At 70.9% G+C, this 17,686-nt stretch carries 21 protein-coding genes; 9 read left to right on the top strand and 12 right to left on the bottom strand.

The window, feature by feature from the left end; genetic code table 11:
- Positions 1–51: 51 nt before the first annotated feature.
- The 6 genes from K5L49_RS08725 to K5L49_RS08700 are packed head-to-tail and all read right to left on the bottom strand — an operon-like array spanning position 52 to position 4,677.
- Positions 52–375 carry a CHY zinc finger protein gene (locus K5L49_RS08725; RefSeq protein ID WP_223691987.1) on the bottom strand — a complete coding sequence of 108 codons (324 nt, stop codon included), beginning with the start codon at positions 373–375 and terminating at the stop codon, positions 52–54.
- Positions 372–968, bottom strand: a complete 597-nt coding sequence (locus tag K5L49_RS08720; protein WP_223691985.1) for a CbiQ family ECF transporter T component — start codon at positions 966–968, stop codon at positions 372–374. The genes K5L49_RS08725 and K5L49_RS08720 overlap by 4 nt, the downstream gene beginning before the upstream one ends.
- Positions 962–1,663: an energy-coupling factor ABC transporter ATP-binding protein gene (locus K5L49_RS08715; protein WP_223691983.1), complete on the bottom strand. Its 702-nt coding sequence runs from the start codon at positions 1,661–1,663 to the stop codon at positions 962–964. Before K5L49_RS08715 ends, K5L49_RS08720 begins: the two co-directional genes overlap by 7 nt.
- The gene (locus K5L49_RS08710; protein ID WP_223691981.1) at positions 1,660–2,832 is read right to left on the bottom strand and encodes a thiolase family protein; all 1,173 of its coding nucleotides are present in this window, start codon (positions 2,830–2,832) and stop codon (positions 1,660–1,662) included. Before K5L49_RS08710 ends, K5L49_RS08715 begins: the two co-directional genes overlap by 4 nt.
- Entirely contained in the window at positions 2,822–4,051 is a 1,230-nt protein-coding gene (locus tag K5L49_RS08705) for an AMP-binding protein (protein WP_223691979.1), read from the bottom strand. The genes K5L49_RS08710 and K5L49_RS08705 overlap by 11 nt, the downstream gene beginning before the upstream one ends.
- Positions 4,048–4,677: a biotin transporter BioY gene (locus K5L49_RS08700; protein WP_223691977.1), complete on the bottom strand. Its 630-nt coding sequence runs from the start codon at positions 4,675–4,677 to the stop codon at positions 4,048–4,050. Before K5L49_RS08700 ends, K5L49_RS08705 begins: the two co-directional genes overlap by 4 nt.
- Before the next feature lie 79 nt (positions 4,678–4,756).
- Here K5L49_RS08700 and K5L49_RS08695 point away from each other — a divergent pair, with 79 nt between their 5' ends.
- A complete protein-coding gene (locus K5L49_RS08695) occupies positions 4,757–5,374 on the top strand; it encodes a TetR/AcrR family transcriptional regulator C-terminal domain-containing protein (RefSeq protein ID WP_223691976.1) in 618 nt (205 codons plus the stop codon).
- Positions 5,375–5,404: 30 nt separating this feature from the next.
- Here the strand turns inward: K5L49_RS08695 and K5L49_RS08690 are convergent, their stop codons facing one another.
- The 4 genes from K5L49_RS08690 to K5L49_RS08675 are packed head-to-tail and all read right to left on the bottom strand — an operon-like array spanning position 5,405 to position 8,950.
- Positions 5,405–5,776 (bottom strand): DUF3566 domain-containing protein, encoded by a 372-nt coding sequence (locus K5L49_RS08690; protein ID WP_223691974.1) that lies wholly within the window; start codon positions 5,774–5,776, stop codon positions 5,405–5,407.
- A 52-nt stretch (positions 5,777–5,828) separates the two neighbouring features.
- Positions 5,829–7,160 (bottom strand): CynX/NimT family MFS transporter, encoded by a 1,332-nt coding sequence (locus tag K5L49_RS08685; protein WP_223691973.1) that lies wholly within the window; start codon positions 7,158–7,160, stop codon positions 5,829–5,831.
- Positions 7,157–7,864, bottom strand: a complete 708-nt coding sequence (locus K5L49_RS08680) for a FadR/GntR family transcriptional regulator (protein ID WP_223691971.1) — start codon at positions 7,862–7,864, stop codon at positions 7,157–7,159. Before K5L49_RS08680 ends, K5L49_RS08685 begins: the two co-directional genes overlap by 4 nt.
- Positions 7,865–7,918: 54 nt before the next feature.
- Positions 7,919–8,950 (bottom strand): DUF3137 domain-containing protein, encoded by a 1,032-nt coding sequence (locus tag K5L49_RS08675; protein WP_223691965.1) that lies wholly within the window; start codon positions 8,948–8,950, stop codon positions 7,919–7,921.
- A 174-nt stretch (positions 8,951–9,124) separates the two neighbouring features.
- Here K5L49_RS08675 and K5L49_RS20420 point away from each other — a divergent pair, with 174 nt between their 5' ends.
- The 6 genes from K5L49_RS20420 to K5L49_RS08645 all read left to right on the top strand — a co-directional run bounded on the left by K5L49_RS20420 (position 9,125) and on the right by K5L49_RS08645 (position 13,634).
- The gene (locus K5L49_RS20420; protein ID WP_223691964.1) at positions 9,125–9,928 is read left to right on the top strand and encodes a DUF3105 domain-containing protein; all 804 of its coding nucleotides are present in this window, start codon (positions 9,125–9,127) and stop codon (positions 9,926–9,928) included.
- 107 nt (positions 9,929–10,035) lie between these two features.
- Positions 10,036–10,647, top strand: a complete 612-nt coding sequence (locus K5L49_RS08665; protein ID WP_223691962.1) for a glyoxalase — start codon at positions 10,036–10,038, stop codon at positions 10,645–10,647.
- A 67-nt stretch (positions 10,648–10,714) separates the two neighbouring features.
- The gene (locus tag K5L49_RS08660; RefSeq protein WP_223691961.1) at positions 10,715–11,701 is read left to right on the top strand and encodes an AraC family transcriptional regulator; all 987 of its coding nucleotides are present in this window, start codon (positions 10,715–10,717) and stop codon (positions 11,699–11,701) included.
- A gap of 122 nt (positions 11,702–11,823) precedes the next feature.
- Positions 11,824–12,219 (top strand): SHOCT domain-containing protein, encoded by a 396-nt coding sequence (locus tag K5L49_RS08655; RefSeq protein ID WP_223691960.1) that lies wholly within the window; start codon positions 11,824–11,826, stop codon positions 12,217–12,219.
- Positions 12,216–12,494 carry a ParB family protein gene (locus K5L49_RS08650; RefSeq protein ID WP_223691959.1) on the top strand — a complete coding sequence of 93 codons (279 nt, stop codon included), beginning with the start codon at positions 12,216–12,218 and terminating at the stop codon, positions 12,492–12,494. Before K5L49_RS08655 ends, K5L49_RS08650 begins: the two co-directional genes overlap by 4 nt.
- A 174-nt stretch (positions 12,495–12,668) precedes the next feature.
- Positions 12,669–13,634 carry a ScbA/BarX family gamma-butyrolactone biosynthesis protein gene (locus K5L49_RS08645; protein ID WP_223691958.1) on the top strand — a complete coding sequence of 322 codons (966 nt, stop codon included), beginning with the start codon at positions 12,669–12,671 and terminating at the stop codon, positions 13,632–13,634.
- Here the strand turns inward: K5L49_RS08645 and K5L49_RS08640 are convergent.
- Positions 13,600–14,235 carry a ScbR family autoregulator-binding transcription factor gene (locus tag K5L49_RS08640; protein WP_223691957.1) on the bottom strand — a complete coding sequence of 212 codons (636 nt, stop codon included), beginning with the start codon at positions 14,233–14,235 and terminating at the stop codon, positions 13,600–13,602. The two genes, K5L49_RS08645 and K5L49_RS08640, sit on opposite strands and share 35 nt — an antisense overlap.
- Positions 14,236–14,330: 95 nt before the next feature.
- Here K5L49_RS08640 and K5L49_RS08635 point away from each other — a divergent pair, with 95 nt between their 5' ends.
- Positions 14,331–15,266, top strand: coding sequence for an NAD-dependent epimerase/dehydratase family protein (locus tag K5L49_RS08635; protein ID WP_223691956.1), 936 nt, complete (start codon positions 14,331–14,333; stop codon positions 15,264–15,266).
- A gap of 54 nt (positions 15,267–15,320) precedes the next feature.
- Positions 15,321–15,881, top strand: a complete 561-nt coding sequence (locus K5L49_RS08630) for a septum formation family protein (RefSeq protein ID WP_223691955.1) — start codon at positions 15,321–15,323, stop codon at positions 15,879–15,881.
- Between the two features lie 30 nt (positions 15,882–15,911).
- Here the strand turns inward: K5L49_RS08630 and K5L49_RS08625 are convergent, their stop codons facing one another.
- Positions 15,912–17,681, bottom strand: a complete 1,770-nt coding sequence (locus tag K5L49_RS08625; RefSeq protein WP_223691953.1) for an ABC transporter ATP-binding protein — start codon at positions 17,679–17,681, stop codon at positions 15,912–15,914.
- Positions 17,682–17,686: the final 5 nt, after the last annotated feature.

Here is a 17,686-nt window from a genome sequence, read left to right as displayed (position 1 = left end):
GAATCGGTGGCCGCGCCCGCCGTGATGGACTCCGCCGCACTCGGCAGCGCGTCAGGCCGTTTCGAAATAGAGGCCGGTGTGCAGGCGGCAGCCCGGGTTGAAGTCGGCGCCGCAGGCCGGGCAGCCGGTCGTCTCGAGATACCCGGCGATGGAGAGCTCGGTCGAGCAGACGCCGCAGAGCACCGCGAGCCGGTCCCGTTCAGCGAGCGGCCACTGCTCGGCGGGGTGGCCGGCGCACTCCTCGTGGCACAGGTGGCAGGGGTAGTAGTCGCCGCAGCAACGGAACCGGATGGCGACGACATCCAGCTCGGTCGCATAGTGCACGCAACGGGTTTGGTCGTCGACCGGGCGGCCGTGGATGCGCATCCCGGTCATCCGATGCCCCGCGCCGTGAGAGTGTCGCCGAGTTCGTCGGCGTGTTTGAGCGAGACGACCAGGAACGGTACGACGAATGTGACGAGCCCTGCCCGAGTGCCGCGCGCACGCTGGGCCTCGCGCACGCCGCCGGCGAGCCGGCCGAGAACCGGCACGGTGTTGAGGGCGACCGCGAGAACGAGGGCGACCCGCTGCGGATCGACCCCCACCCGGGCGAAGGGCCGCAAGGCCCGCTCGAAGGCGTCGAGGAGGGCGGAGACCCGTGTGGTGAGCACGAGCAGGGCGGCGAGCAGCAGCGCGGCGACCACGCGGGACGTGTTGGCGATGGCAGGTTCGATGCCGAGGAACAGCAGCTGGGCTCCCAGCGTGACCACGATCACCCAGCGCACCGTCAGAATCTGGCGGCCGAGCTCGCGCAGGCCGAGACCGGAGGCCAGATACCCGACGACGGTGGCGAGGGCTGCGATCCCGGCCGCGAGCAGCGTCGACGGCAGCAGGGAGACTCCGAGCACGACCAGCAGCAGTCCGACGGCTTTCGGCCCGGCGGGGGCGCGGTGGAGCCAACCGGACCCCGGGCGATAGAGGGTCAGCATCGCAGGCTCGTCTCGTACCGGTCGATCACGGCTGCGGGGTCGCCGAGGTCGGTCAGCCGGCCGTCATCGAAACGCACGGCCACATCGCAGCGGCCGGCCAGGCGCAGATCGTGGGTGACGAGCACGAGCTGGCCGCCGTGATCGCCGAGGAGGTGGTCGGCGATGATGCGGCTGTTGCGCGCATCCAGGTAGGCCGTCGGCTCGTCGGCGATCACCAGGGCGGGGCGGCGGATGAGCGCCCCGCAGAGCGCGAGCAGCTGCTTCTGGCCGCCGGAGAGGTCGTGGGCGGCGCGATCGGCGAGCTCGGTCAGGCCGAACCGGGCGAGCGCCGCCGTCACGCGGGCGGCGCTCTCGGCGCGGGGGATACGCTCGGCGCGCAGGGAGAAGGCCGCATCCTCCGCCACGGTGGGCATGACGATCTGCGCGTCGGGGTTGCTGAACACGATGCCGACCCGGCGGCGCAGAGCGGAGGACTGGCGCACAGGGTCGAGCCCGTGCACGCTCAGCCGCCCGCCGGTCGGGGCGACGAGACCGCCGAGCAGTCGGGCGAAGGTGGACTTGCCGGAGCCGTTGGCGCCGATCACCGCGATGCGTGGCTGGTCGAGGGTGAGGGTGACGGCGTCGAGCGCGGCGCGGTCGCCGAGGTGCACGCTGACGTTCTGAAGCGAGAGTCTGCGCGAGTCGTCGGCGGTCATCGCACCACCTCGAAGACGGCCGCCACGCCCATCCCGCCACCGACGGAGGCCGCGGCGACCCCGAGCGTGCCGGCGGGGGCGCCGCCGCGCACCAGGCGCGAGAACAGCCGCACGACGCTCACGGCTCCGCTGGCGCCCCACGGGTGACCGAGTGCGAGGGCGCCGCCGTCGGTGCAGACACGCGGGTCGGCGTCGTCCAATCCGAGCCGGCCGAGCACGGCGAGCAGCTGGGCGGCGAACGCCTCGACGATCTCGAACGCCGCGACCGCTGCGAGGTCGGCGCCGGCGCGGTCCAGCGCGGCGGCGATCGCCGGAGCGGCGCCGAGACCGGGGTGGGCGGGATCACAGCCGACGGTCGCGTGCGCGCGCAGGGCGAGACCGGGCGCGGAACGCCGGTCGTCGCCCGGCACGAGGAACACACCGGCGGCGCCGTCGCTGACACGGCAGGAGTTCCCGGCCGTGACGGTGCCGTTCTCGAACAGCGGAGGGAAGCGGGGGAGGCCACGTTCGGTGACCGAACCGACGGCGTCGTCGACGACGCCGGCCGGGCTTGTTCCGGCGGCGCGGTCTCCGCCGGCTCCGAACACTGCGAACGGGAGGACCTCGGCGTCGAACGCCCCGCGCAGAGCGGCCGTCACCGCTCGGCGATGGCTGAGCGCGGCGTACGCATCCTGCCGCTCCCGGTCGATGCCGAGGGCGGCGGCGAGATCGTCGGCGGCGCGGGGCATCTCGGGGTCGGGGAAGCCGGCCGGGGTGAAGGGGGCCCGGTCGTAGCCGACGCCGTCGATCGAGCGCACGGGCGCGGTGGAGGCGCTCTCCACGCCACCGGCGATGCGGGGCCGGTGGTCGCCGGCCTTCAGCGCCGTCGCCGCTTCGATCACGGCGGCCAGGCCGCTGCCGCACTGCCGGTCGATCGTCATTCCGGGCACCTGCACGCCGAGCCCGGCGGCAAGGGCGGCTACCCGGGCTGTGTTCCCTCCCGGGCCCATGCAGTTGCCGAAGACGACGTCGCCGAGCGTCCGCCGCTCCCCCAGCGCGTCGAATCCGTCGTCGACGGCGGCGCGGATGACCGGGGCGGCCAGCGCGTCGACGGCGACGCCGCTCAACCGGCGGCCCCGGGTGGCGATGGGGCTGCGGCGCGCGGCGACGACCACGGGATCAGCGGTCATGCCGACTCACCTCCCCGGCCAGCGCCCGCCGCACGATCTCGGCGCGCGCGGGCTTGCCGCTGACGGTCCGTGGAAGGGCGTCGACGGCGAACCAGCGTCGTGGCAGCTGCGCCGGCAGAAGGGTTTCCGCCGCGCGGGCGCGCAACACGGCGGCGGCGGGCAGCGGATGCGTTCCGTCCGGTTCGACGACGGCCGCCACGAGCGCGCCGATGCCGGGATGCGGCAGGCCGAACACGACAGCGTCGGCGACACCGTCGATCGCGCGAAGCGCGGTCTCCACATCCTCCGGCACGACGGTCGCGGCAGCGGTGAGGATCGCGTCGTCGCCACGACCCCGCAGCTCGAGTCGGTCGTCTCGCAGGAGGGCACGGTCGCCGACAGTCGCCCATCCCGATCCGTCGCGGCGGAGCGGCCCGGTGCCGTCGGCATAGCAGGATGCGACGAAGGGGGAGCGCACCCAGAGCTCGTTGCCGCGCGTCTCGAGGAGGACACCGGGGAACGCGCGGAGTCCGCGGCCGTCGACATCGACCGCGACGAACGAGAGCTCTGCCGCTCCGTAGTAGGCGATGACGCGCAGACCGAGCCCTTCGGCACGGCTTCTCAGGCCGGCGTCGAGGTGTGCCCCGCCGACGAGTGCTGCTCGCATCCGGTGTGGCGCGCCGCTTTCGATCGCATCGACGATGCTGCGGAGGGAGCGCGGTGTGCCATGGACGAGCGTGGCGTCGGCCAGATCGTCGGCCACGACGGTGTGGCCCCGCGGGAGCACGAGCGAGGCCCCGGCCGCGAACGCGTGAGCAAGTGAGAAGAGGGTCAGGGAGGAGGCTGCCGGCGCTGGCAGAAAGAGGGCGTCGTCGGGGGTGAGCCCCAGCAACTCGGCCACCGGCGCATGTGAGGCCGTCCACGATTCGTCGGTTCGGAGCACGACGCGCGGGGCGCCGGTGCTGCCCGAGGTGAGCGTGGCCCACGCCTGCCCGGGATGCGCGCCGGCCTCGGCCAGGCGGCGCACCGCGTCGTGCTGGCCGGCACTCCAACGGTCGTCGGTGGCCAGGGGGAGGGCGCCGACGGTTCGCAGTGCGAGCACCGTCGCGATCGCGTCCGTCGGGTCGGCAGTGTTCACCGGGACGATTCGGCCCCGGAGCGCCGGACCCGCTGCCGACCCGAGCGCTGTCGAGGCCCGGGCCACGCGCTCGGTGAGCTCGGCGTGCGTCAGCAGGGTCACGGGATGCGCGTCTCCGAGGGCTCGGCGGCGGCCGTCTCCGGCTCCACCCGCTGCGGCGGCCGGCGTGCACCGGTTCGGAACGCCCGGGGATAGGCGCGCACGAGCGTCATCGTGATGATCGTCGCGAGCACCGCCTTGATCAGGTCGCCGGGCAGGAACACGGTCGCCTGCAGGGCGGTCTCGGCCAGCGGCAGCCGCGTGACGGCGGCCTGCACCGGGATCCCGAACGCGTAGACCACGAGGATGCCGCCGGTGACGACACCGAGGGCGGTGCGCGGCCAGGTGAGCGGGCGCCCTCCGGCGTGCACAATGGCGCCGATGACGAGGGCGCCGAAGATCCAGCCGATGGCGTACCCCGCGGACGGTCCGACGAAGACGCCGATGCCGCCGCGTCCGCCCGCGAGGAGGGGGAGCCCGAGGGCGACGAGCACGAGGAGGACGAGCATCGACAGCGCGCCACGCCAGGGCCCGAGCACGGCACCGGCCAGCATCACGCCGAGTGTCTGGGCGGTGATCGGCACCGAGCCGAACACGCTGAACCCGGCGGGCAGGCCGAGTACGGCGACGATGGCGGCGAACACCGCGATCCGGGCGATATCGGTCGCGTCGAGGCGCAGTCGGCTCATGGGGTCCTCGTTCTCTCGGGTCGTGAACAGTGTTCACCTGAACAGCGTTCACCTGAACTGCGTTCACTATACTGGCGAGGTGCAGGAATCGGAAGGCAGCCCCAGAAACGTTCGGCACTCGCGCGACGATGTCGCCGAGGCCGCCCTGCGCATCCTCGACGAGTACGGCCTTCCCGACCTGACGATGCGCCGCCTCGCCGCCGCCCTCGAGGTGCAGCCGAGCGCGCTCTACTGGCACTTCCCGAACAAGCAGACTCTGCTGGCCGAGATCGCGGACCGCATCGTCGAGCGCGACCACCCCCGATCCGGCGATGTCGACTGGGTGGAGCGCACCCGCTCCGAGGCGGCGGCGCTGAGAGATGCACTGCTCGCCTACCGCGATGGCGCAGAAGTCGTCTCCAGCACCTTCGCGCTCGGACTCGGCGCCGCTGCCCCGCTCGACCGGTTCACCGTAGCGATCGAGGCGGGTGGTTTCGATGCCGAGACCAGCGCTCGAGCCGCCACCGCCCTGCTGCACTTCGTGCTCGGGCACGTCTCGCACGAGCAGCAGCGATTGCAGTACGACAGCCTCGGTGTGCTCGCTGAGGGGGCGCATCCGGATGCGCTCGACGAGCAGGGCGCGCAGGCCGACGCCTTCGAGTTCGGCGTCACGCTGCTGGTCGGCGGCCTCCAGAGGCTGGCCGCCGTCGAAGCCTGACCCGGCCGCGGTCAGCGGGCCGGGAGTTGGTCACTTGTTGCCGAACCGCACCTTCGCGCCGCCGGTGACCCGGGAGGCGAGGTTGAAGAGAGCGGCGAAGATGGCGCCGAGCGCGGTCACGACGATGAGCTGCAGCAGCGCGATCACCAGCGCGAAGGTCATCACGCTCGAGAAGGTGAGGCCCGACACCAGGGCAGACCCTTTGGACCCGGCGATATCGGTGAGCAGCGTCGATACCGTGTCGACGAGACCTGTCTTGTCCAGAACGGTCCAGCCGAGGAACGAGATCAGCATCGTCAGCGCCGCGACGACGATCGCCACCAGGAACGACAGTTTGAGGCTCGACCAGAAGTCGATGTAGACGAGCCGCATCGTCACCTGTTTGTCTTTGCGTGCCGCCACGGCTCACTCCCCGGTGTTCCCTCGGTCGCGCCTGTCGCGACCGCCCCCGCAGTCAGTGTACCGATGTCGTGCCGATGACTCTCGCCCGGGAGGCCAGCGTTCCGGCCACGAACTGCGCGGCGAGCACGACGAGGATGGCGCCGAGTGGGATGCCCCAGCCACCGGTGAGGTCGTGGAGCAGACCGATTCCGATGGGGCCGGTGGCAGCGAGGACATAGCCGAGGCACTGCGCCATCCCGGAGAGGCGGGCGGCCTGATCGTGGTGGCCGGTGCGCAGCCCGAAGAGCGAGAGGGCGAGCACGATCGCCGCGCCGCCGCCCACACCGCCGAAGCACACCCAGACGCCGGTCAGCGCAGGCGCGACGAGCACACCGGTCACGGCCACCGTCAGCAGCGCCGTCGCGGCGATGGCGATCGGGCGTTGGTCGCGCCAGCGGTGGATGACGGCCGCGCAGGTGAGACTGCCGGCGATCGCGACGCCGTTGAACAGGAACTGGTGGAATCCGGCCGTCGCCGCCGGGATGCCGGCCGCCTGCTCGATCGAGGGGAGCCAGGTGATCAGGCTGTAGAACACCGTGGACTGCAGACCCATGAACAGGGTGACCTGCCAGGCGAGCGCCGAGCCCCACGGCGAACGGTGTCGCACGGCGGCATCGGGGGCGCCCTGCGTGCTGGCTGTGGTCTGGTGCGCTGCAGCGAGGGATGCGCGGGTGCGCCGCCGCAGCTGCGGCGCGAACACCGCGAGAGCGATCAGCGCGAGCCCCGCCCAGACGCCGAGCGAGAGCCGCCACCCCTCCTGCGCCACACCGGCGAGGGGAACCGCGATGCCGGCGGCCACGGCCGCGGTGGCCGACTGCACCGCCGAGTAGAGACCGGTGACCTGCCCGATCCTCGCCGGGTAGTCGCGTTTGACCAGGGAGGGCAGAGCCACGTTGATCACGGCGATCGCCGCGCCGAGCAGCGCCGTGCCGATCCAGAGGCCGGGCAGCCAGGGGAGCGATCGCACGACGATCGCCATCGCGAGCACAGCCAGCGAGACGCCGAGCGCCCGTTCGATGCCGAGCCGGCGGGCGATCCAGGGGGTCGCCGGCGAAACGATGGCGAAGGCGACCAGGGGGATGCTGATCAGCACCGACGCGGTGAGCGCCGACAATTGCAGGCTGTCGCGGATGCCGCCCAGCACGGGCCCGACCGCGGTGATGCTCGCCCGCAGGTTCGCGGCGATGAGGAGGAGGCCGAGGAACAGCAGCCAGCCGCGGGTGCTCTTCGTGCCGCGGGTGCTCTTCGTGCCGAGTGTGCGCTTCGTGCTGGGGGCGCGGTACGTAGTCGGGGTATTGGTGCCGGGAGTCTTAGCCGCTATGACCGGGACGGAGTCCGTGGTCATCGGGCGTCCTCTCCCTCGATCGCGTCGAGGGCGTGCGCCTCGGCCACGAGATCTCCTGCGATCCGTTCGGCGGTCTCGGGGTCGTGGGCTTCAATCGCCTCGAGCAGGCGGTCGTGGGCCGCGTTCAGGCTCCGGATGCGGCTGAGGAAGTCGGTGAGGTCCCCACCGGTGGGGGTGACCCGCAGCAGGTGCGCCTCGATATCGTGCAGGTTTCGGTACAGCTCGGCAGCGAGGGCGTTCCCGGAGGCGTCCATCACGGCGCGGTGGAACTGGAGGTCGCTCGCGACGTGCTCGACCGCATCCTGCGCCTCGTTCCGCCGGATCAGCGCCGCGCGCATCGCGGCGATGTCGTCGTCGGTGGCGTGCAGGGCGGCAGCGCCGGCGCCGAACCGCTCGAACATCGATCGCACTTCGATCACGTCATCGGTGCGGCCACGCTCGGCACGGCGTTGCAGGGCCGGTCCGAGCTCGCTCTGCGCACGGACGTACGTTCCGTCGCCGGCGCGGGAGACGAGCAACCCCGAGTGCACGAGCGAGCGGGTGGCTTCGCGCACGCTGTTGCGGCTCACGCCCAGGGTCTCGACGAGTTCGGCCTCGGTCGGCAGCCTCGAGCCCACCGGCAGCTCACCGCTCGCGATGCGCTCGCGCAGCTGGTCGGCGATCTGCGTCGACAGGGGAACGTTCTTGGTGACTGGACTACTCATGCTCATCACAATAGAGCCAATTGTAGGACATTTACCCGCGATCCTGAAGGCCGGTCACCAATTGAAGATGGCGGAGGCGATGCCGTAGCCGATGAGAAGCACGGCGAAGACGGCTCCGATGACGGGGAACGAGGTGCGCAGTCGGCGCCCGGCAGGGGCGATGGTGCGCCCGGGCAGCGCGCCGGCGTGGTCGTCCGAGTAGCGGGTGGCCCTGTCTGTGGCCTTCGCGCCGACCGTGGCCAGGATGCGGAACATCCTCCGGGCGACCGCGGGCTCGACGAGGCGCAGCGGTGTGGCGGCGTAGACGAACATCCAATCGTCCACGATCTCGACGTCGAAGTTCTGCGCCTCGTCGATCAGCAGCACCATGAGGTCGGGCGTGAAGACATAGAGCGCATCCCGCTCATACTCTTTCGGGCAGTAGAGGGTGAAATAGCGGTCGAAGTCGCCCTCCAGTGACAGCCGCTGGGCGCGCGAGAACCCCTCGGGCAGGTTCGTGGTGCCGAAGAATCCGTTGTTGCTCTTCGCATCCAGAACCATGTGCGGCAGCGGCCGGTCCAGCCGCACCGCGAGATATCCCCAGTGGTGCTCTTCTCGCGACTTCCCCGACCCGGTCACGTAGTCGAGGGTGCCGAGATCGAAGGTGTGGCCTGTGGTGCTGGTGATGCGGTCGCGGATCGCCCGGTCGGAGCCTTGCGAGAAAATCGACCCCGGATACGCCGGCGCCTCTGAGCGCGAGCTGAACGCGAACCGGTTGGCGCGGGCGAACCGGTCGAGTCGCATCCAGGCGCCCCAGCGGGCCCGCGAAGCGAGCACGACGGCGACGCACGCCACGGCGACGGCCGCCAGTCCCAGGGCGAGCAGGCCCGCGGTCACCGGCGGGGAGCCTTCTGAGAATCCGGCGACGGCGATGGCCAGCACCAGGCAGCCGATCACGACGGCGACGCCGACGGTCGCGATCGTTCGGACCGTGCGCATGCCGGTGCTGGATGCGCGCGCCGCCCGCCGGAACGCTTTCACCTCGGCGACGGTGATCGGCTCGGTGAGGGCGGTGTAGTCGACGGTCGCCGGGAAGGTCTCGGTCACGAGCCCACCCTAGCGAGTCGGCCGCGCGCTCCTGAGACGCTTCTCAGGCCGGCGGAGCGGATTCCCGGCCGGGCTCCAGTCAGCGTTCATCGCGCGAGGCGGGGCCGATGACAAGCTCGAAGCCGCTGCCACCGCTCGGTCGGTGCAGTCCCATCCCGAGACAGGAGACGCCCCGTGGCGAGATCGACGAGCGAACAGGCCGCGCGGCGTCAGGCGAAGATCGAGGAGATCCGGCGGGCCGAACGGGCCAGTTCCCGCCGCAAGTGGTCGTTCGCCGCCGCGGGCGGGGTCGTCGCCTTCCTGGCGGTCGTCGCCATCATCGCCGTGGTCGTCTCGGGTGCGCCGCGCTCAGCGAATGCCGGAGAGATCATCCCGCAGAAGCCGACGGGAGCGGTGACCGTGCAGCAGACGCCCGAGCGGGTGACCGACACATCCGGCATCCCGGGCGTGCTGGCCTGGGGCGGCCTGCAGAACGACCATGTCACCGGTCCGGTCGACTACACGGTGACCCCGCCGGTCGGCGGTCCGCACAATCCGGTCTGGATGAACGCGGGCGTCTACGACAAACCGATCCCCAGCGAGCGGGCCGTGCACAACCTGGAGCACGGCGCGGTGTGGATCACCTACCAATCCGATCTGGCGAAGAACGACATCGCAGCGCTCCGCCGGTTCGTTCGCGCCCAATCGATCATCCCCGAGCCGACGGTGGCGCCCGGCCAGGGCAACCGCTACATCGACCTGAGCCCGTGGCCGAACACCGACCTTCCCAGCCAGATCGTCGTCTCCTCGTGGGGGCACCAGCTGCGTTTGACCTCCGCGGACGACCCGCGCCTGCAGCGGTTCATCGACACCTTCCGTCACAGCCGGCAGTACACGCCCGAGTTCGGGGCGGCGGTCGACGGAGTCCCGACGGGAACGGGCGGGGTTGCCGTGACCAGCGGCGCCATCAAGGCGAACCCGAGCGGCACGGTGGACTGAGCGGAGGATAGGTCTTGTCGGTCACTGTCGGTCACGACCCTGACCGGCCACGGCATCGAGCAGGATTCGAGAAGCCCCGATGCTCGCCGCTGCCTAGCGTTGGTCGTATGACATCCATCGAATCCGTGACCATCGAGACGGCCGACCCCGTCGCCGCCGAGCAGTTCTACGCCGCCGCCTTCGGGCTGGGCGCGCGGGTGCGGGTGCGCGCATCCGACGCCCCGACGAGCGGCTTCCGGGCGTTCACCCTGTCGCTCATCGTCTCCCAGCCTGGGAACGTGAGCGCCCTGCTCGACGCGGCCCTCGCTGCAGGCGCCACCGCCGTGAAGCCGTTGGAGAGGACGCTGTGGGGTGTCGGCGGCGTCGTCGCAGCACCGGACGGAACCCTCTGGAAGGTGGCGACATCGACCAAGAAAGACACCACCGAGCCCAGCCGCACCGTCGACAAGGTCGTCCTCCTGCTGGGCTCCGGAGACGTGGCCGCCAGCAAGCGGTTCTATCTCAACAGGGGTTTCACGGTCGGCAAGAGTTTCGGCAAGTATGTCGAGTTCGCCACCCCGTCGAGCCCCATCGGTTTGGGCCTCTACGCACGGCGGGCGCTTGCGAAAGATGCGGGTGTGCCTCCCGAGGGCGCCGGGTCGCACCGGATCACCGTCGCCGGCAGCGCCGGCCCGTTCACCGACCCCGACGGATTCGAGTGGGCCGCGCCGAAGGCGTGACCGCGCCGACCTCGTGCGTTGCCGTCACGGGCCGACGCGCGCCGCCCTCGTGCGCTAGCGTCGAGCCGTGGCGTCCGACACGCATTTCTTCACCCCGAGGCTCCCCGCCCGGGCCGAGCTGAGCGGACGTCGGGCGATCGAGTTCTTCGCCTGGCATTCGACGATCCGTGTCGACGACGTCGAACGGTTCCATGCCGAGATCGATGTCGTCGTCTACGACGCCATGGCGATCACCTGGCTGCGCCAATCCGAGGCGCTCGTCGCGCGCAGCGCCGAGCAGGTGGCCTCCCTGCTGGTGGGAACGAGCTACCTCTTCTTGCGTTCGGGGCGGATGGTCGTGCGTCAGCGCGGGCGGGAAATCGTGCTCGAAGCCGGTGACGTGGCTCTCGTCTCCGGCCTCGACCCGTATGAGTTCGAGAATGCCGAGCCGGTGGTCCTGCTGATCATCGTGACGCGGCGGGGTGCGCTTGCCCCGGTCGGCGTCCCCGGGCTCGAACCCGATCTGCGCGTGGTCCGGCCGGGGGTGTTCCGGGATGCAGTGGTCGCCTTCGTGAGCACGATCGCCCGGGAGTTCTCCCGCCCGGGTTCGGTCGAGGGGGTGATGACCCAACGCATCGTCAGCCAGATGCTGGGCGCCATGGTGCTCGGGTCCATCGGTGACGAGCAGCCCGACGAGAACAGCGCGGCGATGCGGTCCGGCCGTGCGCTTCAGTACATCGGCGTGAACGCCAAACGGGCCGACCTGACCGGTGCGCACATCGCCGCCGCGCAGGGCATCTCGACCAGGCAGTTGCAGCGGGTGCTCGCCGATGCGGGAACGACGGTGGCGCGGGAGCTGCGCGACCACCGGTTGCGCGAGGCGGTCGCTCTGCTCACGAGCCCCGAATGGCGCTCGCTGTCGCTGGACGAGGTCGGCGCGGCCAGCGGTTTCGGCACGCAGGCCCGGATGCGGCGCGCATTCCAGGCCGCGTTCGGTCGGCCGCCGGGCGCCGTCCGGGCCGACCCTCCGACTGAGCCGGGCACGGCGCTCACCCGTTTCGCCGATAGCCGCTGAGTGTCTTCGTCGCCCGGACACCACGATTCCGCGCCGCCGCGACGATCGGTTTGCGACATCTGGTGTGTTCCGCTGAGCATTCCTCGGGACGATGGGCACAGACTCGTCTCGAAAGGACTGCAATGACTCTGTGGAACAATTTCTGGGGGATCGTCGAGATCTTCTTCCTCGTCTTCATCACCGTCGCCTATTTGATGGCTCTGTTCTCGGTGGTGCTCGACCTGTTCCGCGATCGGGCACTGAACGGGTGGCTCAAGGCGGTCTGGCTGCTCTTCCTGGTGTTCGTCCCCGTGCTCACCACGCTCGTGTACCTGATCGCCCGGGGTGGCGGAATGGCCGAACGCACCGCCGTCGTCGAGTCGCGCGGTCGGCAGGCGATCGACTCCTCCATCCGCGCTGTCGCCGGCGCCGGCCCGGCCGACCAGATCGCGCAGGCGAAGACGTTGCTGGATGCCGGAACGATCACCGCAGCCGAGTTCGAGGTGCTCAAGGCGAAGGCGCTCCAGGCGCAACCATGAGCCAGGTGAGCGCCGACGAACGGTTCGACGGGGACGCGCAGGACGATCCGCTCGTGCGGATCACTGTGTACGTGCGGGCGTCGGTCCGTCGGCGTTCGCGGGCGGCGTTCGAGGCGACCTCGCATTCGGAGCGCGACCGCAGCTGGTCCCACCTGGTCGAGAAGGCGCTGCTCGCCGAGTCGGAGCGGCGCGAGACGCACTACAACGACCAGGAACCGTTCGAGGGTGGCGAGCGCCGATTCCGGGCCGGTCGGGGTTTCGTCTACGACGATTGATGCCACCCGAACGGGGGATGCCGATCGGCGATGAAAAAAACCGTTCGTCCGGTTGAGCGTATTATTCTGGAAGAAAGGTGCCGACGTCAGTCTTCGCGCCGACCGTCGCAGATTGGGGGTGTGACGGTCCGTCGGCACCTTTCGGCCTGACCCGACCGAAGGACCCCGATGAGCATGGTTGCTCGAAACCTCGATCGCACCCGCGTGGTGCGGTTCGACTCCACCGTGAGGCGAACCCTGGTGCATCGCGCCGCCGTCGCGGAGGTTTTCGCGACCGACGTCGTCGCCGCCGCACCCGACCTGTTCGAATGCGGTGTGCAGTGGCCCCGCCGCCATTCGCTCTACAGCCGGCCGGACCGCACCGTCGACGGTGCGCTGGTCGCCGAGACGGTGCGGCAGCTCACCATCCTGATCGCCCACGAAGGCTACGACGTGTCTCTGACCGACCGTTTCCTCATGACGGGGATGCGCTATGCCGTCACCGAGCATCGTCTTGCGCCGTTGACCGCGCCACCGGAACTGCTCGCCCGGGTGCGCGTGGACGGCGTTCGGCGCACCGGATCCGGTCGAGTGCGCACTCTGCGCGCGAACGTCGAGCTGAGCTGGAACGGGCGTCCGGTCGCCGACGGCCGGGGCGACGCCACGATCGTCGACGATGAGACCTATCGCCGACTGCGCCGCGGCGCCGCGCCGAGCGGTTTCGGGCCGCCGCCCGAACCCGGGTCGCGCGCCGAATCGGAGGCGGTGGGCGTGACGACCGCCGACGATGTGCTCGTGTCGGGGACCGAATCGGAGGGCGGGCGAGCGATCATCGTCGACCCGCGGCATCCGATCTACTTCGATCACCCGCTCGACCATGTTCCCGGTGTCCTGCTCATGGATGCGGTGCGTCAGTCCGCGCGGCTGCTGCTCGGCCGGCCCGAGCTCGACTTCGCATCGTTCGACGCGAGCTTCGGGACTGTCGTCGAATTGGCGCCGACGGCGTCGGTCACGGTGACCCGGCTCGGCGATGCGGCGTCGGCCGCCGCCGGCACCGCCGGCGAGATCGCATTCGAGGTGCGCCAGGAGGAGCGGGCCGCCATGACCGGCACCGCTGTCGCGCGGCCTACCCGGGCAGGATCTGCGAGGGAAGAGTTTTGAGGTCGGCGTACCGGTCGGCCGGCACGATGCCCGGCAGGAGGACGATCCACATCTCGCGTACCCGCTGCAGCAGGTCGTCGCGATCGGTCAGCGTCTCCGAGACGAGCTGCACACCTGTGAAGGCCGGGATGATGAAATGGGCGAGCATCCCGGGGTCGATCGTGGGTGCCACATCGCCCTCCTCGATGGCTCGCACCGCGAGCTGTTCGAAGGTGGAGAGCCAGTCTTTGTACGGGTCGGAGACGGGCCGCTCGAAGTTGGAGACGTCGGTGGTGAGCCGGATGCCGGCCTTCACGATCGGGTCGCTTATCAATTGCCCGGCCAGGCTGGCGCAGAGGCGCAGCATGGTCTCGAGTGCGGGCAGCCCGCGCTCGAGGATCGCGGCCCCGGCACTGAAGGAGATCTCGTGCTGGCGCAGGATGACCGCATGCGCGATCTCATCTTTGGATTCGAAGTGGAAATACAGGGCGCCTTTGGTCACCGAGGCGGCGGCGGAGATGTCGGCGATCGAGGCCATCCCGTACCCGAAGCGCTCGAACGCGACGGCTGCACCGGCGATGATCGCGTCTCGTGTGATCTGTGCTCGCGCCTGTTTCACCATTCGAGACATCTCCTGTGGTCGGCGAGCGGTGGTGTCGTTCCCAGCATTCGCGCCGAGGACGGCTTGTACTCACCGTAATCGATGAACGGACCCCGATGAGCGAATCCACACCCTCCACCCCGAACCTGCTCGTCACGGGCGCGGCCGGGTTCGTCGGGTCTGCGACGGCGGACGCAGCGGTCGAGTCCGGCATCCGCGTTCGCCGGATGGTTCGGGATCCGGCCAAGATCCGGGCGGGCGATGTGGATGCCGTGATCGCCGACCTCGCGCATCCTGATGCCGTCGCACGGGCCTGCGAGGGGGTCGACGCCATCGTCCACACGGCCGGGTACGTCGGCCGCGATCCGGACTTCCAGCGTGTGGTGAATGTCGAGGGAGCCCGTGTGCTCGTGGCAGCGGCCAGGGCGGCCGGGGTCTCACGGATCGTGTACACGAGCACGGTGGCTGTCTACGGCAGCGGCACACATCGAGGTGTCGTGGAGGGTGAACTGCCGGTGAACCCCGAGTCGTCCCTCAGCTGGTCGCGGGTCGCCGCGGAGGAGATCGTGCTGGAGGCCGGCGGGTTCGTCGTGCGCCCCGACCTCACCTTCGGTCCGGGCGATCGCTGGGTGGTGCCCGCCCTGGTGCGGGTGAACCGGATGCTGGACGGCTGGATCGACGGCGGCGCCGCCCTGACCTCCGCCCTGGATGTGCGCGATCTGGGCGCTCTGCTGGTGGCGCTCGCCACCGCGGAGTCCCACCCTGCGCAGCGCGTCTTCCACGCCGCCGCCCTCCCCGTGCCGATCGTGCGTCTGGGGGAGGCGGCCGATCGAGCTGTCGGTCTCGGCTTGTCGTCCCGTTCGGTGCCCCGGGCCGTCGCCGAGCCTCAGCTGATCGCGACCGGGCTCAGCGCGCACCAGATCGACCTCATCGCCACGGATCACTGGTACGACGCCCGCGCCCTCTGGTCGCTGGCGGGCCGAACCGAACCGGCCACGCCGGTCGTCGACGCCCGCGCGGCCGACTGGTACGGAAGCCTCCGCGCCGGGTAGACCGTGCGAAGACCTGACGAGGGTGAGCGCATCCGAGTCGATTATCGTGGGGGAATGATGGCGCGTCGGACGGGAGGGGTCGGGATCGCCGCGCTCGCGCTGAGCGCCGCGCTCGCGGGTGCCCTCTCCGGATGCGTGGCGCGTCCGACACCTCCGCCGGTCACGGTGACGGTCACGGCGCGCCCGCCGGTCGCCGCGACGCCGACGCCGTCTCCACCGGCCGGAGTGCCCACGCCCTTCTCTTCCGTCGTCATCGGCGATTGCCTGACCGACATCGCAGGCTCCCAGCAGCCCGAGGCGGGGAACGTGATGGTCGTTCCCTGTTCAACAGCCCACACCTCCGAGGTCTACGCCCTGCCGATGCTCACCGGAAGCGGGTATCCCGGCGATGAGGCGATCAGTGCCTCCGCCTCCGACCAGTGCGGCAGTGCGTTCACCGGCTACGTCGGGGTCGGCTACGAGACATCCGATCTCGACTACTCGTTCTACACCCCGGATGCGACCGCCTGGTCGGCAGGCGTTCGCCTGGTGACCTGCGTGGTCTTCTACCCGCAGGGCGAGACGGTCGGCAGCGTGCGCGGGATCGGCACGACCCCGCCGCAGCTCGCGGGCTGAGCCTCGTCGGGTCGAGCGTCGTCGTTCGACTCAGCCGCGTGCGCGGGCCGCCGCCCACGAACCCCAGAGCGCGGCGTAGGCGCCCCCCGCCGCGAGCAGGGTCTCGTGGTCGCCGTCTTCGACGACCCTGCCGTGGTCGAGCACGAGGATGCGGTCTGCCGTCGCCGCCTGCGACAACCGGTGGGCGATCAGGACGGTCGTCCGTCCGGCGGTGATCCTGCCCACCGCCTGCTCAAGGGCGACCGCGGCGGCGCTCCCTCCGTCGGCGGTCGCCTCGTCGAGCACGACGACGGCCGGATCGCGCAGCACGAGGCGTGCGAGCGCGATCTGCTGGGCCTCGGCGGCGGTGAGCCGTAGCCCGTTCGCTCCGACGACGGTCGCCAGACCGCTCGGCAGCGTGTCGAGCAGGGTGTCGGCACCGGCCAGCCGCAGGGCGGCTGTGAGCTCGTCGTCGGTCGCCGCCGGTGCGGCCAGGCGAAGATCTTCGGCGAGTGGGCCGGCGAAGACATGCGTCTCCTGGGTGAGCAGGGTCGCGCGGACGCCACTCGCCTCACCCGGTGGTGCCCCCGCGACGAGCACAGAGCCGCTCAAGGCCCGCACACCGCCGGTGATGACCGCGGCCACAGTGCTTTTTCCCGCGCCGCTGGCGCCCACGATCGCCACCGTGCTGCCGGCCGCGACCCGGAGGCTCACACCGTCGAGGGCGCGGTGCCCGTTCGGGTACACCACGCTCACCTCCGCGAGGTGGATGTCGGGCTGCACGAGCGCAGACTGTTCGGTGCTGGCGGTGCTGGCGGTGTTGGCGGGTCTGACCGGGCTCGGATCGGCTTCGCCTCCCATCCGGATCAGACCCACGACGCGGGTCAGTCCCGCACCGGCCTGCTGCACGGTGTCGAACAGCCCGAGGAGCGTGTTCACCGGGTCGAACAGCCGGGTGAAGAACAGGGCTGCGGCCGTGGCCGCGCCCAGACTCACCACACCCGCCGGCACGAGCCAGAAGCCGATAGCGAGGATGCCGCCCAGCCCGACGAACTCGGCAACGTTGAGGCGGCCGTAGAAGCGGGTCGACACCCGCACCGATTCCGCTTCCAGCGCCCACGCCCGCTCGGAGGCGGCGGCGATGCGTTCGTGCCGGGCCGTGGTCCCCCGCAGAGCGCGAACAGTCGCGGCGCCGGTCACCGCCTCGAGCACAGCCTGCGTCCGCTCGCTCTCGGCGACACGGGTGCGGCGATACACCGGGCCAGAGGAGCGCAGGTACCAGTGAAGCGAGGTCAGCTGGAGCGGAACGGCCAGGAGGCCGGCCACGGCGAACCGCCAGTCGAGCACGGCGAGACCGGCCAGGGTCACCACCAGCGCCAGCCCCGACGAGACGAAGCCAATGAGCGTGCTGCCCGCCGCATCCGACAGCCGCTCGATGTCGCCGGTCAGACGCGCCACCAGATCTCCCGAGCCCGCCTCCTCGACAGTGCGGCCCTCCGCCACGAGCGCCGCCGCCATCGCCTGCTCGCGCACATCGGCGAGCACCGGCTCGGTCAGACGCACCACCAGCCGGGCGGACACCATCGTCAGCGCGGCCTGGGCGAGCACCGCGGCCGCGAGCACGCCGGCGGCGACGAACAGGGCCGGCAGGCCACGGCCGTTCGTGAGGTCGTCGACGATCGCGCCGACGGCGAGCGGCGGAACAAGGGAGGTGAGGGCCCCGCCGAGCAATGACAGCGCTGCGAACGCGGCACGCCAGGGGGTACGCAGAAGAGATCGGGTGAGCACGGCCAGGCAGACGCGGGTCGAGGCTGTGGGCAAGGGAA

The organism is Leifsonia poae, assembly GCF_020009625.1.
Classification (GTDB): domain Bacteria; phylum Actinomycetota; class Actinomycetes; order Actinomycetales; family Microbacteriaceae; genus Leifsonia; species Leifsonia poae_A.
Note: the sequence above shows the minus strand (reverse complement) of the source record. Positions and strands in the feature narration are given on the sequence as shown.

Coding starts and splice junctions, on each gene's coding strand:
- K5L49_RS08725 (WP_223691987.1), bottom strand. CDS start 375: ATGACCGGGATGCGCATCCACGGCCGCCCGGTCGACGACCAAACCCGT.
- K5L49_RS08720 (WP_223691985.1), bottom strand. CDS start 968: ATGCTGACCCTCTATCGCCCGGGGTCCGGTTGGCTCCACCGCGCCCCC.
- K5L49_RS08715 (WP_223691983.1), bottom strand. CDS start 1,663: ATGACCGCCGACGACTCGCGCAGACTCTCGCTTCAGAACGTCAGCGTG.
- K5L49_RS08710 (WP_223691981.1), bottom strand. CDS start 2,832: ATGACCGCTGATCCCGTGGTCGTCGCCGCGCGCCGCAGCCCCATCGCC.
- K5L49_RS08700 (WP_223691977.1), bottom strand. CDS start 4,677: ATGAGCCGACTGCGCCTCGACGCGACCGATATCGCCCGGATCGCGGTG.
- K5L49_RS08685 (WP_223691973.1), bottom strand. CDS start 7,160: ATGACCACGGACTCCGTCCCGGTCATAGCGGCTAAGACTCCCGGCACC.
- K5L49_RS08680 (WP_223691971.1), bottom strand. CDS start 7,864: ATGAGTAGTCCAGTCACCAAGAACGTTCCCCTGTCGACGCAGATCGCC.
- K5L49_RS08665 (WP_223691962.1), top strand. CDS start 10,036: ATGACATCCATCGAATCCGTGACCATCGAGACGGCCGACCCCGTCGCC.
- K5L49_RS08655 (WP_223691960.1), top strand. CDS start 11,824: ATGACTCTGTGGAACAATTTCTGGGGGATCGTCGAGATCTTCTTCCTC.
- K5L49_RS08650 (WP_223691959.1), top strand. CDS start 12,216: ATGAGCCAGGTGAGCGCCGACGAACGGTTCGACGGGGACGCGCAGGAC.
- K5L49_RS08645 (WP_223691958.1), top strand. CDS start 12,669: ATGGTTGCTCGAAACCTCGATCGCACCCGCGTGGTGCGGTTCGACTCC.
- K5L49_RS08640 (WP_223691957.1), bottom strand. CDS start 14,235: ATGGTGAAACAGGCGCGAGCACAGATCACACGAGACGCGATCATCGCC.
- K5L49_RS08635 (WP_223691956.1), top strand. CDS start 14,331: ATGAGCGAATCCACACCCTCCACCCCGAACCTGCTCGTCACGGGCGCG.
- K5L49_RS08630 (WP_223691955.1), top strand. CDS start 15,321: ATGATGGCGCGTCGGACGGGAGGGGTCGGGATCGCCGCGCTCGCGCTG.